Consider the following 15,560-nt stretch of genomic DNA (forward strand, 5'->3'; position numbering starts at 1 on the left):
CATGCTTAGCGGACTATTTATTCGTCATCCTTTTCAATTTTGACACTCATCATAATAGAGCGTACTTGGCATGGTTCAATATGCTGAATATTGGTCTCTAAGTTAGGTCTCTCTGATAACCCCAACCAATAAGAAAAGCCGACTTGCGTCAGGTCAGTTCCACTATGAGAAGTATAACCAATACCACCTGATGGACGACTATTGATCTCAAGAACACGGTGCTGACCGCTATCATCAGCTTTGGTCTGTACACTGACGATACCATCACAGCCAAAAGCCCTAATCAATGGGATTACGACATCCATGACAGACTGCTCATAACCAACATGTTGTATTTTTCCTGTTTTATGACGAGTGACAGCAGCTAGGACTTCACCATATTCACAAACTACATCGATAGAGTACTCTTGCCCTGACAGATAAGGCATAAGCAACATTGGAATAGGGCGATCGTGTACCATTTCGCTGTTAGCATAGGCATTCACAAATTGGGCTGTATTTATTTTTTTCTCTTCAGTGAAATATAAGTGCTCAAAGCTATCGTACGTAGTACTATCTGCTTTACCCGTGTCTAGTCGCCAAAACCCTTGGGCGAAAATACCGACGACAGGTTTCACACATAGAGGCTGGTCACCATGCTCGGCTAGTAAAGCCTCAAGCTCTACCGTATTGTCAAAACGCCATGCGTCTGCCACTGGGATATTATGAGTGTGACAATGCTGCATAAAAGCAAATTTATCATCGATCGACTCTAGTGCCGCCACGCTGGTTGCGCCCGTCAATAAGCGAATACCAGCAGCGTCAAATTTTTCACGATGCGCTTCATAGTCAATACCATTGCGCCCAGTCAGTAGTACTTTTACGTTATACTTTTGAGCTTGTTCTAATACGAACTGCCAGCGTGGTATGGCAGTTTCATCAGTCATTTGGATATCAGTATCTACGATCGAGTCAGATGGCTCGCGATAAATCATATCGGCGAATTCAAAAATTTCAGGTCTATCATGACGGTGTGAGGCAATAACTTGAAAAGGGTTGTTTGAAGGACTGCTTGATTTGCTCTTTAGACTTTGTAAGCTCTCTAACATATCACGCTGGCTAGATTGGCCTTCAGCTAACCACGCCGCTACTGGTATTGAAGGGTTACTATTGTCAGCAAGATTATTCATAATTCTCTCAGCGTTATCATTAGGTATCGGGGAATGGGTAGGTCAATATTGCTACTGCAAATCTAGTAGTAATATTAGCAAAGGTATACGGTTTAATAGGACGTATTATATACAAATGATATGCGTTATAAACGCCTCTAATAAAATAGTCATAGGGATTTGTAAGGATGACTTTATCGCTTATATCACGATTGCCTGATTCAAAACTTTCATAATATCCATGCTACTATATGATGATAGTCGGCATGACAATGACAACAGCATAATAAATAATCTAAAGGATGTATGATGAGTCAAAACCAACCTCAAAAACTAATTGCAGGTGCCAATGCGCCACTACCGACTGACAATATTAGCATTCGTATTTTAAGCCAAAATGCTATTGATTGTGCCGCTTATCGCCTGACTAATGACGGCAAAGTACGCGGTGATGGAGACATGATATTTTATGGTCAGACACGTAGTGATGATGGTAGCGTTAGCTTCCGTGGTCATGACAGTGATGGATTTTTTGATGTCAATTTGTCTGCACAGCCTGCAAGTATTGAGAAAATTGCCCTAGCGTTCTCTAGCGCGCAAACACTGTCGCAAGTTGGCGATGTGGATATTCAAGTATTACAGGGCAGTCAAGTGCTGATGACCTGTCAGCTGAGTAGCGCAGGCCGTAATGAAAAAGCCATTATATTAGCTGAATGCTATCGCAGACAAGGAAGCTGGAAATTTCGTTTTATCGCCCAAGGATTTGAGGGAGGGTTAAAACCTTTATCTGAGCATTTCGGTGTGGAAATAGCTGATGACGCACCTGCCCAAAATCATAACCCTGAACAAAGCCAACCTCAACCTATCAACACGCAGCGATCAATCAATACGCAAAAAGCAGGCAGCACGTCTCAAGCTAACAACCCGCCACCGATTCCTGCTAACCCTTCGATTAACTTAAGTAAAATAACATTAACTAAAAACCAATCTAGCATCAATCTTAAAAAACGTGATGACTTTGGCAAAATTTCGGTCAATTTAGATTGGAATCAACGCCCGCAAAATGATAAAGCAGCGCCCAAGAAAGGCATACTGGGTGATTTATTTAAGCAGCATCAATCAAGCGGTATCGATCTAGATGTCGGCGCTATGATTCATCTAAAAAATGGTGAAAAAACCCTTATTCAAGCGTTGGGTAATCGCTTTGGTAGTTTACAATCAGCGCCTTATGTTTGCCTACGTGCGGATGATAGAACGGGGCAGGTAAGTGGCGGTGAATGGCTGGATATCAATGGTCAGCAATGGTCACAGATTGAAGAAGTATTTATCTTTGCGTTTATTTACGAAGGCGCACCCAACTGGGAAAAAACCGATGGGGTTGTGACTATTCATGTCCCAGAGCAATCACCGATTGAGACACGTTTGACCGAAGGTGCAGGCAATCTACCAATGTGTGCCATTGCCCGTTTGGTTAATCAGCAAGGCAGTATTAATGTTGAGCGTATCAACCAATATTTCAAAGGTCACCAAGAAATGGACAAAGCATTTAACTGGGGCTTTAGCTGGAAGCGTGGACGTAAATAGTATTCTTAACTATAAATAATAAGCATAAAAGAGCGGCCCAACTATTGATAGATGGGCCGCTCTCTTTTGAAATAAACTATTTAACTAGATTGGTAATAATCCAGTCAAAGTCTCAAATCAATTATGCATGCGGTGTGATAGCAGGCATTAAGTCGTGGAAGGTGCGGCCAGAAGCTGTCTCGCCAATCGCATGCATTTTCCACTCATTATTATGACGATAGACCTTTGCCATTACCATCGCTGTGTGTCCACCTTGCGCAGACAAGTTATAACGTGCTACTTCGCTATTATTATTGGCATTAACGATACGGCAAAACGCATTTTCTACGGTTTCAAACGTTTGACCAGTAAAGCTATTGACCGTAAATACCAATGAAACCACATTGGCAGGTACTCTTGAGAGATCGACGTTGATGACTTCATCATCACCATCACCGTCGCCAGTACGGTTATCGCCAGTATGCACGATACTGCCGTCTTTCGATTTTAGCTGACTGAACCAAATGGCATCGACTGCTTGCTTATTAGCATCAAACATAATGCATGAAGCATCTAAATCGATAGAATCGCCGCCAGAACCGCCGCCGAATAATTTTCCTAAGAAACCACCTTTTTTATCCTGTGGCCCTTGAGCGACATCCCAACCTAGACCCAATTTAACTTGAGTAAGCTCGCCACCAGCTTCTTTGCTTAGGGAGATTTTTTGACCTTTTTGAAGACTAACTGCCATGTGAGTATCCTTATAATAATTGTGAGTAAAATCGTTTAAAAATAAAGTTAGAAATTGGTATAAATTGCGAAATGCACTATAAGATATTGTCTAAGAAGCCACCGCCGCCGCCACGTCCGCCTGAGCTACTACCTAGGACGCTTTGTATCCAACCTTGATAACTGTCACGATTGCGTGAGCAAATAATGACTTTACCACTTCCTGAGAAGTTCAGAACCATACCTTCACCACTAGTGACGGAGTTGATAATATTGCTCATGATGCCTTTTTTCTTACTGGTCGAAACTGACAACTTGTATTCAAGATTTGAGTCCCAGCAGACCACATGACCGTTATCAATAATGACGTCTTTGTCTGGTGTAACATCAATCTCAAACAACGAGCCAAAACCAGATACCACGACTTGACCTTGGCCTTGGGTCTGCATCACCATAAAGCCGCCTGTATCACCGAATACTGCACCGCCTAAATTGCGCTGAATATTGGCTCTGATATCGACGCCAGTTTGAGCCGCGACAAACGCACCATCACTCAATGTATACTGCTGCTTGCCAACTTCTATAATTTGCATATCACCATCAAGCGTGGGCGCAAGCAGACAATCGCCCTCACCATTAACCGCTTCAATTTGCTGTTGAAACAACGATTCATCGTTTGCAAAGCGGCGCATCAGTGACTGCATCAGGCCACCTTGTAGCTTACCTTTCAGCTCAAGATTGGACTCCATCATCACCATCGCATTGGCTTCACAATAAATTGAATCGCCTTTTTTAAGATTACAATGCAAAAAAGGTTCAATAGTACCGATTAAACTGAATGTTGCGGCCATGGCTTGCAAATCCTTATTCTAATATCTTTGTTAAATGCTTTTAATGTGTGCGTGTGCTTTTATGTGCTCTATAGCTTTTAATGATAAGCCAATTAAATTTAAAGCCATCAAATGCGTTAAAGGGGCACACTTGATGGCTCATTAGATCATAACCAGACGTCTGTTTATGATAATTGGCTTGCTAAACGTTTACGTTGGTTTTAACGTTAAACATTTACGCCATAAGAGGCTGCTAATGGTCCAAGACCACCGCTGAAGCCTTGACCAACCGCACGGAATTTCCAATCACCGCTGTGACGATATAATTCACCGAAAATCATCGCTGTTTCAGTGCTGCCGTCTTCTGATAGGTCGTAACGAGCGATTTCAGACTCACCATTGTCGTTTACAACGCGGATGTAAGCATCACCCACTTGACCGAAGTTTTGGTTACGTGCTTGGCCTTCATAAATGATGGCACAGATAGCTACTTTGTTGACGTCAGCTGGGATGCTCGCAAGATTGATTTTGATTTTCTCATCATCGCCATCGCCTTCGCCAGTACGGTTATCACCAGTATGCTCAACAGCGCCGTTGTCTGATTTTAGGTTATTGAAAAAGATAAAATCTTGGTCGTTACGGACTTTGCCTGCTTCGTTAATCAAGAAACCGATTGCATCTAAGTCAAACTCTTGGCCGTCAGTGGCACGTGGATCCCAGCCTAGACCGACTGTAATGTTAGTTAAACCTGGCGCTTCTTTTGATAAGTTTACGTTGCCGCCTTTTGTTAAGCTAATAGCCATACAAATATCCTTTGGATTAATAGTTAAGTGGATTGATTGATAAAAAATAAACTAAAAGTTGTGCAGTGACTGATATCTCAGAGCAAATAATAAAAACTTACCTGTACGCTATGCCCTGCATATCATTAGGTTTTACTATACTAAGCGTTTGCTCACTAAGCAAGGCGTATTTTGTGCGCTTACTATATGCTTACTAAGGGACATAATACTTCTGTATCTTTGATAATTTCTAATCAACTTAGCAATAGTCGTTAAGATATTGTTATGAAAAGTAATGTTTCATACAAAAGGGATTTAGCACAAAGGTAGCTTAGATAAAACAATCGCTTTAAAAAGCACCGACTGACTATATAAGCTTAGAATAAACCAACTCATGCCTTAGGTATGCTTCGCAGCTAGTATGAGAGCTTGGCATTATATAAAAAACCTATTTAGACAAATAGACATGTATATCTTATTCTGCAAAAACCGACCAGCCAGTTTTTTGTACGAAGCGCTCTAGTGCTTTTAGTCCAAGCTTGGAGTTACCTACATGATCAAGCCCTGGTGACCAGACAGCGATAGAACCTTTACCAGGTGCTATCGTCAAAATACCGCCACCAACACCACTTTTGCCTGGTAAGCCCACGCGGTAAGCAAATTCGCCAGAACCATCATAATGACCACACATCATCATCAATGAGTTAATACGGCGTGCTCGTTTTTCATTGATTACACGTACTCCTGAGTGCTTATCAACTCCATTAGACACTAAATAAAGACCGGCACTGGCCAACTGTTGGCAGTTCATTGCAATTGAGCACTGATGAAAATACGTACCTAATACATTATCCACATCGTGTCTTAAACGACCAAAGGATTTCATAAAGTGCGCCAGAGAGGCATTTCGGTCCTTGTGCGCCATCTCAGAAGCCGCTACTTTATGATCAAAGCGAATTGACTCATCATCTGCAATGAGGTGAACAAACTGCAGGATTTCACCCAGTGTTTCTTTGGGTTTATGCCCCATCATGATGGCGTCGACAACTGCGATTGCCCCAGCATTGATAAATGGGTTGCGCGGTCGGCCAGACTCATGCTCGAGCATCACAATTGAATTAAAAGGATCGCCAGATGGTTCGCGTCCGACGTGTGTCCAAAGTGTATCGCCTAGCTTGCCAAGACCAATGGTTAAGGTAAATACCTTAGAGATACTTTGGATGGAAAACAGAGTGCTTGCATCACCTGCTGCATACATATGCCCATCAGGAGTCGCTACGGCTATACCGAACTGATTAGGATCAATATGAGCCAATTGAGGGATATAATCTGCGACTTTGCCGCGGTCAGTTTCTCTTGCCATCTCTGCGGCAATATCATCAAGAATTTTTTGCATATCGTTTATAGGGTCTTATTTCGACAAGTTATTTAAAGATGAGGATTTTAACTGAAGATAGGACAATAGTAACAGGGCGAACGTAACTTTAACCATTGATTGTCTCAATTATCGGTTATTCCGATATTTTGGGGCTTCAATATGACCTAACAGTAAGGCAAAATTGTCAAAAAAAACAGGCCATACCTGATGATATGACCTGCTTAGATGTATAACTAGATACAGACTACACTGAGAACATGCCTTAGTTCAGGCTTGCTTTCTCAGCTTTACGATGCTGAAGTGACGCTAGCAGCGCCCAACCAATAAAGGCAATACCAATCAGACCAGTGATAATCTCTGGTACATGGAACTTCACTGACAATAGCATAATCAGTGCCAATGCGCCGATGGCATAATGTGCGCCATGCTCAAGATAGATGAACTCGTCAAGCGTGCCTTTGTCTACCAAGAAGATAGTCATAGAACGTACGAACATCGCACCAATCGCAAGACCTAACATGATAACAATCACGTCATTAGTGATTGCAAATGCGCCAATCACACCATCGAAACTGAATGAGGCATCTAGAACTTCTAAGTATAAGAAACCAATGATACCGCCCTTCATAATGGCACTGGTCGCCGCAGCGCCCGAACCATTCTCTTCGTTTTCTAGGTCTTCTTCCAGATCGCCCTCAAGCATACCTGATACAACCTGTACGCCCAGATAAACCAAGATACCCCAAACACCTGCGATTAGAACAGCACTTGACTGCTCTGCATTAGCCCACGATACCGCAATCATCAAGACGATAAGCGCTACAAATACGCTCATGGCATCGACTTTACCTAGCTTGGCTAAACGGCTCTCAAGCCAGTCAAACCAATGTACTTCTTTGTCATCAAAAATAAAGTTCAAGAATACCAATAGCAAGAAGATACCACCAAATGCTGAGATTTCCGCATGGTGTGCCATCAGTCTTGCTGAGTACTCTTCAGGGCTATATAAAGCCAAGTTGATGACTTCCATCATACCAAGGTCGGCAGTAACCGCGACGATGACAATAGGGAAGACCAATCGCATACCGAATACGGCGATCAGGATACCAACGGTTAAAAATATCTTTTTCCAAAATTCGTCCCAGCCCTTAAGGACTGAAGCATTGACCACCGCATTATCAAAAGATAATGAAATCTCCATGACGGCCAAAATAGCGGTAATAGAAAGAGTGGCTATCATGCCACCCATACCGCCATGTGAATATCCCCACCATGCTGCTATTGCCAAAGCAATTGCGGTAAAGATAAAGTCTAAATAAAAATGTCTCATGACACATCCTGTATGGTTGCGTAAAGCTAAGGTCTACCTAGTATAGGCATGAACCGCAAAAAAGCGGTTATTACTAACCACTTTTTATGCATAATTTTAAACGAAACGTAAAGCATTACTAGTGATTTGGCCATTAAAAATTGTGACTATTTGCAACGATGGCGGTTTGCTATTTTGGACGTGATGACGGTGACTAATAACAGACTAAATACCAGTAAATAATAGTTTTAGATATCGACACCGTATTGCTGACACATCGCTTGCAAGCCGCCTGAATAGCCTTGACCAACAGCACGGAATTTCCATTCGCCGTTGTGACGATATACTTCGCCAAACACCATTGCTGTCTCTACAGAGTAGTCTTCTGCTAAATCAAAACGTACGACTTCAGTACCTGTTTCTTCATTAACGACACGGATAAAGGCGTTGGCGACTTGACCAAAGTTCTGGCTACGCGCTGCAGCGTCATGAATAGTCACTGTCACGACTACTTTATCTACGTCTGCAGGTACTTGAGTGAGGTTGACTTTGATAACTTCATCATCACCGTCGCCTTCGCCAGTACGGTTGTCACCAGTATGCTCGACAGCGCCATTGTCAGACTTCAGCTGATTGTAAAAGATAAAGTCATGATCGCCGCGCACTTTGCCTGCGCCATTTAGCAGAAATACGCTAGCATCCAGATCGAACTCAGCACCAGAAGTGGCACGCTCATCCCAACCAAGACCAATAAGTAGCTTGGTTAAATTTGGGTCAGTTTTCGTTAGCGATAAATTACCGCCTTTATTAAGTGATAAAGCCATGGTGTTATCCTTTTTATTAGACGTTAGTGGTTTATGAGGGCATCGAAAAAAGGCGATGCTTACGCAATAACTGCGCAAATCCATCGCCTAGTAACGCTCTATCATAGCAACAAAAAATGGCCCAATCAAAGCTGATTGGGCCATTGTTATATTTCATATACATTCGGCAAAAAACAGAAGTTTCAGGTACTTATACTGCCACTATAAATCTATAGTTTTATTTATCAAAATCCTATTTACGGACTTTAGATTCTAAACTGTAAATCTAAAACTTCGAGTTATAGACTTTGACGATGACGAATCTCAAAGCTTTGATGAATCGGTTTTTTGATATTGAAATCAAAGCCAATGGTTTTTTGCGTGATATCAATGATGTCATAACGCTGAGTCAACTGCTCATCTAACTCAAAACGCGTAAAGTTGTTAGAAAAGTACAAGACACCATCAGAGGTGAGGCGGTTCATGGCACGATTAATCAATGCAGCATGATCACGTTGCACATCAAAAGTACCTTGGAATTTTTTAGAGTTTGAGAAGGTCGGTGGATCAATAAAGATAACATCGAACTGTTCGGTATTGTCTTTAATCCACTCAAAGATATCGGCAGCAACGAATTGGTATTTATTGCGGCTAACGTCCAAACCGTTCAAGACAAAGTTTTGTTTGCCCCAATCTAGATAGTTCTGTGACAAATCGACGCTAGTGACTTTTTTCGCACCAGCAAGCGCTGCATGCACACTTGCAGTACAAGTATAAGCGAACAAGTTAAGTACGGCTTTACCGCGGCTGTTGTCCTTGATACGAGCACGCATATTACGGTGATCGATAAACAGACCAGTATCTAAATAATCTGTAAAGTTGACATACAGATAGGCACCATCTTCGCGCGCAACATGGAACTTACCACGTTTTTCTGTGGTGTTCTGCTTGCTGTACTGATCGTTGCCAGACTGACGGGCACGCGTTTTGATAAAGATCTGTTCACGGTTAATATCAAAGACTTCACGGATACCCATTAACGCCAAGTTAAAGCGCTTTTTCGCAGTCTCAGGTGGGATAGTCTTTGGTGGTGCATATTCTTGCACATGCGCATAATCACCGTACAAGTCGATCGCGACTTTAAAATCAGGTAAATCAGCATCGTAAACACGAATATTGCTTACGTTGTCTTTTTTGGCCAGTTTCTTAAGCTTAGCAAGGTTTTTTTGCAGACGATTAATAAAGTCTTGACCATCTTCTACTTCAATCTCGCGTTTCTCAAAACGACTAACAAGATTACCCGTTTGTCCAGCGATAAGCGTTCCGTAGCGGAAATAGACGGTAATAGCACCATTATGACAGCGTAAGGTTTTTGGTTCTTTAATCGGTAGAATATCTACTTGTTCGACATGAGAGGCCAATATGCCAAGCATCGGGTCAATGCCACTACCGGCAAAGCTGTCTTGCAATATCAGCCCAATCGCTTGATACAACGGCTTAATCATTTCTTCATCACCCAAACGCTCACCATACGGTGGGTTGGTAATGACCAAAGGATTGCTCAATCGACCATCATTGACTAATGGCTTGAGCACGTTACTAAGTTGGTCAAGCGCACGATGCTCAATATCGAGTAACGGTAAAAGGTCTTGTAGACCTGCGGCAATTAAGTTTTTTTCTGTGGCGAGGATCGCACCACTATCAGCATCAAAGCCCAGCATAAGTGGCAACGTATCAGGCTGCTCGTTGGCAATCTCTAATGCTTCGCGGAAACGCGTTTGAGCATCATCAATCATCTCTTGCCATAGCGTCTCATTATGATGCTGCCACTGGTAAAAACCAAATTGATTGGCAGCTTTGTCGATACCCACAGCATAGTCACAATGCATCAATAGCGCTTCAATAAGGAACGTTCCAGAGCCGCACATTGGATCGATTAACGCATTATAGAAAGGTGCGTCGCCAGCTTCGTTTTTCTTGTGCCAACCAGCGCTATAGAGCAGGGCGGCTGCCAAGTTTTCTTTCAGTGGTGCTTCTGTCATGGCCACACGGTAACCGCGGCGATGCAAACTGGTACCAGATAAATCTAGATATAGCTCGGCTTGCTTATCATTGATAGTGGCAAAAACCGAGAAGTCTGGGTTTTTACTATCGACGTTAGGACGGCTGTCGTAAACTTCGTTAAAGGTATCGGCAATCGCATCTTTGATACGTAGCATCGCAAACTGCTGACTGACAGCGACACGCTTATCGACAGACAGACGGATAGCAAAGGTTTGCTCTAGGCTAAACTGCTCAGTCCAATTGACCGATTTTGCCAAGCCGTATAGCTGCTCCGCAACGTCGTATTCTGCATTGATGTTTTTACGTTTAATCAGCATCAATACCCGCGAGGCCACGCGTGACCATAGGCAAATAGTATATAGCTCACGTAAGCCACCAGTGACAGCTAGACGGCCGGTACTTTTGATTTCGCTGTCAATGCCAAAACTGGTTAGCTCAGTCTGCAGTGGTGCCTCAAGCCCATCGGCACAGGTAATAATAAGATCAAGCGACAACTCTGGTGAAGCTGCTGTTAGAGATGCGGGCGCGGTTTGTTCGGTCATACGGGTACCTGTGGGCTAAATTGACAAAAAAGCAAATAATAAGATAATCGGTGTAACCAGCAATTTTACCATAATTCACAGTAGGATGGTTCAAAGTAGCCGTGTTTAAGATTTTAAGATGTGATAGTCAAATACGGGAAAACAAATTCTCTACTCACCTTTCGTCAGTGGTAATTCCTCTGGGACGATTTGAGTGGTGGTTGCAAAGGGTTTGGTTGCAATAGGGTAGTCGACATCTTTTGGCATCAGCAAGCGCATATGCGGATAGGGCGTAGAGATATTAGCCGCGTCAAACGCGATTTTAATCTCTTCTTGCAGCACTTCTTTAATTTTGGGGATGCGGGCAACGGCTGCTGGTTTGACCCAAAAGCGTACGATAAAGAACACCCCGTACTCGCCGATTTCTGCTACGGTCGCTGAGGTCTCAGGACGATTAAGCACCGCATCGGTATCGCTGAGTACTTGCAATATTTCCTTGCGAGCCGTTTCTATATCATCTTCGAACGCGATACGTACACGAATATCAAAACGGATAAAGTTTTTGGAAGTCAGGTTGATGACTTCTGATGAGGCAACATTGGAATTTGGGATAATGACAGTAATATTGTCTCGAGTGAGAATATGAGTGGTGCGCAACGCGATAAGTACCACCCGCCCTTCATTGTCATTGATATGAATCCAATCACCGACTTGAAAAGACTGCTCAAGCAGAATGGTGATACCAGCGATAAAATTAGCAAGGGTAGACTGAGCGGCGAAACCAACCGCTAAACCAACAATACCTAAACCCGCCACTAACGATACAATGTCAAAGCCAAATTGAGCCATGACGCTGGCAAGCCCGAGTACCAATAGTAGTACAGATAAAATATTTTTGAGCAGCTGCTCTATGGAAGCATTGAGACCATAATGCTGTAGGACTCTGTGAATGATTTGTCCTGATGATGCCCAAAGTACGTAATAGATACCTGCCCAAGTGCTTGCCTTTGCGGTGGCTTTGATGGTCTCTGGTTCAAAGTTTATCTGACTCATAATCGCTATCAGACTGGCGACAATCCAGACATAGCGCAAAACTGAACGTACAATCTTGGTGCGGCGCTCATTTAATCGAATTTTGGCACGGCTTTGTCTAAGGATATAATTGGCCAACCAATAAAAAAATCCCAATACCGCAAGCAGTATTAGGATTTTGATGCCAGTGCTCGCCAGTTCTACTGCCTGAGAGGACCAATTAAGTGACTCTTCATCGATAGAGCCGCCGAGAGCAAGATATAGGCTAGTATGTAAGTCGCGAATGATCTCTTCAAAAAAGTCAGTAACACTAGCGATTGGCATTTTTTCGTCCATGCAGGATGTGTTTGTACAAAAAGTTATAAAAGAATATCTATTTATAAATTACCTCAAGTCGTCAAAGCAATCAAATAAAGTAATGGTTAAGACTAGCTACTATTAATTTAAAGGCATTGCTGACTTGAGGACTTAGCTAAAGGGTCGATTAAGAATTATCCTTTTGGGTATCTAGAGATTGGAAAGGTATCTCCATTTTATACTGCACATCACGTAACGCCGTACGTAGTCCCTCTAGTATTGTCGGATGATAAAAAGGGGTGTCGAGCATATCTTTGATGCTCAAATCATTGGTAATCGCTGTAGCAAGTATATGACCGATATATTCAGCATCAGGACCGACCATACTGGCGCCTAAAATTCTGTCTGTCTTTTTGCAGCCATAGATATGTAGCAATCCGCAATTGACACCCATCACACGGCTACGTCCTTGATTATCAAAGCTCACACTACCGATAACAAATTCGAGTTCTGAATCTTTTTGAATCTCTGGTAGCGACATACCAACATTGACGATTTGCGGTGAGCAAAATACGATAGAAAACGGCGTTGCAGGTGGACGAATATAGGCTGCTTCTGTGTTTTCGCAGACCATACTGCCCGCACTATAGCCTTCATCGCTGGCCACGTGCAGTAACGGAATATTAGCATTGGCATCACCAACGATATAGACGTTTAAGTCACCAATCTGACCTGTTTTTTTACTCAAGTTTTTTGGGCGGTTCTTATCGTCTAGCTCGACACCTAAGTTTTCAACACCTAGCTGCTTAATATTGTTGCGACGACCAGTAGCAACTAATACGTACTCGCCTTGCCATTGCTGAGACTCACCAGAGCTGTCTTCATACTCGATAAATGCATTTTTATTACCGTCATCTGCTGTTGTACCTACATCGGTAATTTCGCTGCCTAGATGCATGGTTAATTCATGACTTAAGCAATCCATGGCTTTATTATTAATATCATCGTCTTTTAGACCAGCCACTTGTTTGGCACGGTTTAGCAGCGTGACTTCTACACCCAAGCGTGTAAACGCTTGTGCAAGCTCTAGACCAATAGCACCAGCACCGACGACAGCCATAGTCTTTGGCAAATCTTCAAGCTCAAAGACACTATCAGACGTTAGCATGGTATCACCAAGCTTGTCCGCCCATCCATCAGGAATAAATGGCGAGCTACCGGTGGCGACAATGATTTGCTCAGCAGCAATTAGCTCATCATTGACCTCGATTAGCCCTTGCTCATTAATACGAGCACGACCGTCGATTTTCTTATGATCAGGCCAGCTGTCTACTTGCTTTTTAATATAGCTGGCAAAATGACTGCGTTCGTCACGCACACGCTCCATGACTCGTTTGCCATCAATTTGCGCGGTCGCATGAATACCAAACTCAGCAGAATGGTTGGCATCATGTGCGCGATCAGCAGCTGTAATTAACAGCTTACTAGGCATACAGCCGACCGCAATACAGGTCGTGGTCCAAAACCCTTCATTAATAATGACTACGTCATCTTTGATTTTACTCGCTTGGCGAAAAGCGTTTTGACCTGCGGTACCCGCGCCAATAATAGCGACAGATACTTTACGTGTGACTTCTTTCGGCGTATCGTCGGTGGTCGTGTCAGATTGTTTATTCATATTATTCTCTAATAGGGGCAAAGTTATATTCAGTAATAGACTGAATGCTTGGCTTATATTTGCTATTCGGTTTTTATCGTTCTTATGATCAATACTGATTTAACTACAACATCAATAATACTGACTTAATTACAAAACCAGTAATTACGGCGCCAATATAGTCAGTAAGCGGCTGGTGTAGTCTTTGGCACGTAGGTTACGCTGGGCATGAGTCAGTTCACTGTTTTTATTGAATACAAATGCCGAACGTACAAGGCCTAGCGTAACTTTGCCATACATGTTTTTTTCTTTGATAACATCAAAATACTGGCATAGCTTTTCATCAGCGTCACTGATGAGAGGAATCTGTAAGTCATATTTGTCGATAAATTTTTCATGAGATTGAACACTGTCACGAGAGACGCCAATAATGTCGTAGCCCAATTCATCGAAGTCGTGAAGGTGCGAGGTAAACTCTGTTGCCTGTGTGGTGCAACCTGGCGTGTTGTCTTTGGGATAAAAATAGAGAATAAGGCCTTTATCAGTATTGGCGACCATTTCTTTTAAATTGATTTCATCATGAATAAAGTTACCAGCAAGTTTGCGTACTATGGTTACTGGAAAATCAGGTAGGCGAATGGTTTCTGTTGTTGGCTTGGCCATTATAAAATCCTTATTAGTTTTAGTTATGTGTATTGGCTTAATGATGGTTCTATTTATAGTGTTCTTATTATAGGCAGATTAGTAGAAATAAATAATCAGTTTTACACTTTGCCCATTCATTGGCAACAAAAAAGACTGGCAATGGCCAGTCTTTTGTATATCGAACGATTAGAGGTTACGCAGGTTTTTGTGGCTTCTTCAAATCCAAGCCAACGGTGCACTGCTGCAAATCTTTTTGCATCGCTTTCACATATGGCAGATTAGAAGGGTCTTTCTTATCTTGCGCGTAGCTTTCGATTTCCCACATTTGACCGATAGTCATGTTGCTGCGCACGCCAATAGTACAGTTACATAGTTTGGTTGCGTTGCTTTTGTCAGCGACTTTGTATTTGACTGCGCCATTGACACATGAATTAATATTGTCTTGCTTAATGTCAGCAGCGTTGGCTTGTGGCATGGCAAACAGGGCCGCTAAGGCTAGGGGTAGTACTGGCAACAACTTCATAAATTTCCTCTTACGGGTAGCGTCAATTTTTTATCTTTTGCTCAATGCAAAGTCAACTCATCAATATATGAGTGACCGATATCGTCAGTTACATCTTTCGATAAATATAATCGTTCATACGATAGCAAGTATGTCGATTAGAATACAAGAACGACGTGCTGTGTTAATGCAAGCGAATGTTGCGCGAATGTTGATGCATATAATCATACCACGCAACATTTAGCGTTAATACATAGTCGGCCTTATATGATTTGGGTACAAGGGAGATAAGTAGACGTA

13 protein-coding genes are annotated in these 15,560 nt (G+C 42.6%); 1 reads left to right on the plus strand and 12 read right to left on the minus strand.

Annotated features, from left to right (window positions below; translation table 11 throughout):
• Nucleotides 1–17 precede the first annotated feature (17 nt).
• Nucleotides 18–1,169 (minus strand): ATP-grasp domain-containing protein, encoded by a 1,152-nt coding sequence (locus JMX96_RS03850; RefSeq protein ID WP_201567441.1) that lies wholly within the window; start codon nucleotides 1,167–1,169, stop codon nucleotides 18–20.
• 288 nt (nucleotides 1,170–1,457) lie between these two features.
• Here JMX96_RS03850 and JMX96_RS03855 point away from each other — a divergent pair, with 288 nt between their 5' ends.
• Entirely contained in the window at nucleotides 1,458–2,732 is a 1,275-nt protein-coding gene (locus tag JMX96_RS03855) for a TerD family protein (protein WP_201567442.1), read from the plus strand.
• Between the two features lie 121 nt (nucleotides 2,733–2,853).
• On the opposite strand, the gene JMX96_RS03860 is transcribed toward JMX96_RS03855, so the two are convergent.
• The 11 genes from JMX96_RS03860 to JMX96_RS03910 all read right to left on the minus strand — a co-directional run bounded on the left by JMX96_RS03860 (nucleotide 2,854) and on the right by JMX96_RS03910 (nucleotide 15,281).
• Entirely contained in the window at nucleotides 2,854–3,462 is a 609-nt protein-coding gene (locus JMX96_RS03860) for a TerD family protein (RefSeq protein ID WP_057760836.1), read from the minus strand.
• A 76-nt stretch (nucleotides 3,463–3,538) separates the two neighbouring features.
• Complete coding sequence (locus JMX96_RS03865; protein WP_057760834.1) at nucleotides 3,539–4,291, minus strand: TIGR00266 family protein; 753 nt, start codon at nucleotides 4,289–4,291, stop codon at nucleotides 3,539–3,541.
• Between the two features lie 206 nt (nucleotides 4,292–4,497).
• Nucleotides 4,498–5,073 (minus strand): TerD family protein, encoded by a 576-nt coding sequence (locus JMX96_RS03870; protein WP_057760832.1) that lies wholly within the window; start codon nucleotides 5,071–5,073, stop codon nucleotides 4,498–4,500.
• Between the two features lie 454 nt (nucleotides 5,074–5,527).
• The gene (locus tag JMX96_RS03875) at nucleotides 5,528–6,448 is read right to left on the minus strand and encodes a glutaminase (protein WP_165596804.1); all 921 of its coding nucleotides are present in this window, start codon (nucleotides 6,446–6,448) and stop codon (nucleotides 5,528–5,530) included.
• Nucleotides 6,449–6,692: 244 nt separating this feature from the next.
• The gene (locus tag JMX96_RS03880; protein WP_057760827.1) at nucleotides 6,693–7,760 is read right to left on the minus strand and encodes a DUF475 domain-containing protein; all 1,068 of its coding nucleotides are present in this window, start codon (nucleotides 7,758–7,760) and stop codon (nucleotides 6,693–6,695) included.
• A 227-nt stretch (nucleotides 7,761–7,987) separates the two neighbouring features.
• The gene (locus tag JMX96_RS03885; protein ID WP_057760825.1) at nucleotides 7,988–8,563 is read right to left on the minus strand and encodes a TerD family protein; all 576 of its coding nucleotides are present in this window, start codon (nucleotides 8,561–8,563) and stop codon (nucleotides 7,988–7,990) included.
• A 278-nt stretch (nucleotides 8,564–8,841) separates the two neighbouring features.
• On the minus strand, nucleotides 8,842–11,148 hold the full coding sequence (rlmKL, locus tag JMX96_RS03890) for a bifunctional 23S rRNA (guanine(2069)-N(7))-methyltransferase RlmK/23S rRNA (guanine(2445)-N(2))-methyltransferase RlmL (RefSeq protein ID WP_201567444.1): 2,307 nt from the start codon (nucleotides 11,146–11,148) through the stop codon (nucleotides 8,842–8,844).
• A 150-nt stretch (nucleotides 11,149–11,298) separates the two neighbouring features.
• Nucleotides 11,299–12,483, minus strand: coding sequence for a mechanosensitive ion channel family protein (locus JMX96_RS03895; protein WP_227673188.1), 1,185 nt, complete (start codon nucleotides 12,481–12,483; stop codon nucleotides 11,299–11,301).
• 160 nt (nucleotides 12,484–12,643) lie between these two features.
• A complete protein-coding gene (locus JMX96_RS03900) occupies nucleotides 12,644–14,134 on the minus strand; it encodes a dihydrolipoyl dehydrogenase (protein ID WP_201567448.1) in 1,491 nt (496 codons plus the stop codon).
• Nucleotides 14,135–14,278: 144 nt separating this feature from the next.
• A complete protein-coding gene (locus tag JMX96_RS03905; RefSeq protein WP_201567450.1) occupies nucleotides 14,279–14,776 on the minus strand; it encodes a peroxiredoxin in 498 nt (165 codons plus the stop codon).
• A gap of 175 nt (nucleotides 14,777–14,951) precedes the next feature.
• A complete protein-coding gene (locus JMX96_RS03910; protein ID WP_057760815.1) occupies nucleotides 14,952–15,281 on the minus strand; it encodes a hypothetical protein in 330 nt (109 codons plus the stop codon).
• Nucleotides 15,282–15,560 lie beyond the last annotated feature (279 nt).

The organism is Psychrobacter sp. JCM 18900 (assembly GCF_904846625.1).
In the GTDB taxonomy this organism is placed as follows: Bacteria; Pseudomonadota; Gammaproteobacteria; order Pseudomonadales; family Moraxellaceae; genus Psychrobacter.

What these genes read in the sequence shown, in the direction of transcription:
- JMX96_RS03850 (WP_201567441.1), bottom strand. Translation starts at nt 1,169, where the DNA reads ATGAATAATCTTGCTGACAATAGTAACCCTTCAATACCAGTAGCGGCG.
- JMX96_RS03855 (WP_201567442.1), top strand. Translation starts at nt 1,458, where the DNA reads ATGAGTCAAAACCAACCTCAAAAACTAATTGCAGGTGCCAATGCGCCA.
- JMX96_RS03860 (WP_057760836.1), bottom strand. Translation starts at nt 3,462, where the DNA reads ATGGCAGTTAGTCTTCAAAAAGGTCAAAAAATCTCCCTAAGCAAAGAA.
- JMX96_RS03865 (WP_057760834.1), bottom strand. Translation starts at nt 4,291, where the DNA reads ATGGCCGCAACATTCAGTTTAATCGGTACTATTGAACCTTTTTTGCAT.
- JMX96_RS03870 (WP_057760832.1), bottom strand. Translation starts at nt 5,073, where the DNA reads ATGGCTATTAGCTTAACAAAAGGCGGCAACGTAAACTTATCAAAAGAA.
- JMX96_RS03875 (WP_165596804.1), bottom strand. Translation starts at nt 6,448, where the DNA reads ATGCAAAAAATTCTTGATGATATTGCCGCAGAGATGGCAAGAGAAACT.
- JMX96_RS03880 (WP_057760827.1), bottom strand. Translation starts at nt 7,760, where the DNA reads ATGAGACATTTTTATTTAGACTTTATCTTTACCGCAATTGCTTTGGCA.
- JMX96_RS03885 (WP_057760825.1), bottom strand. Translation starts at nt 8,563, where the DNA reads ATGGCTTTATCACTTAATAAAGGCGGTAATTTATCGCTAACGAAAACT.
- rlmKL (WP_201567444.1), bottom strand. Translation starts at nt 11,148, where the DNA reads ATGACCGAACAAACCGCGCCCGCATCTCTAACAGCAGCTTCACCAGAG.
- JMX96_RS03895 (WP_227673188.1), bottom strand. Translation starts at nt 12,483, where the DNA reads ATGCCAATCGCTAGTGTTACTGACTTTTTTGAAGAGATCATTCGCGAC.
- JMX96_RS03900 (WP_201567448.1), bottom strand. Translation starts at nt 14,134, where the DNA reads ATGAATAAACAATCTGACACGACCACCGACGATACGCCGAAAGAAGTC.
- JMX96_RS03905 (WP_201567450.1), bottom strand. Translation starts at nt 14,776, where the DNA reads ATGGCCAAGCCAACAACAGAAACCATTCGCCTACCTGATTTTCCAGTA.
- JMX96_RS03910 (WP_057760815.1), bottom strand. Translation starts at nt 15,281, where the DNA reads ATGAAGTTGTTGCCAGTACTACCCCTAGCCTTAGCGGCCCTGTTTGCC.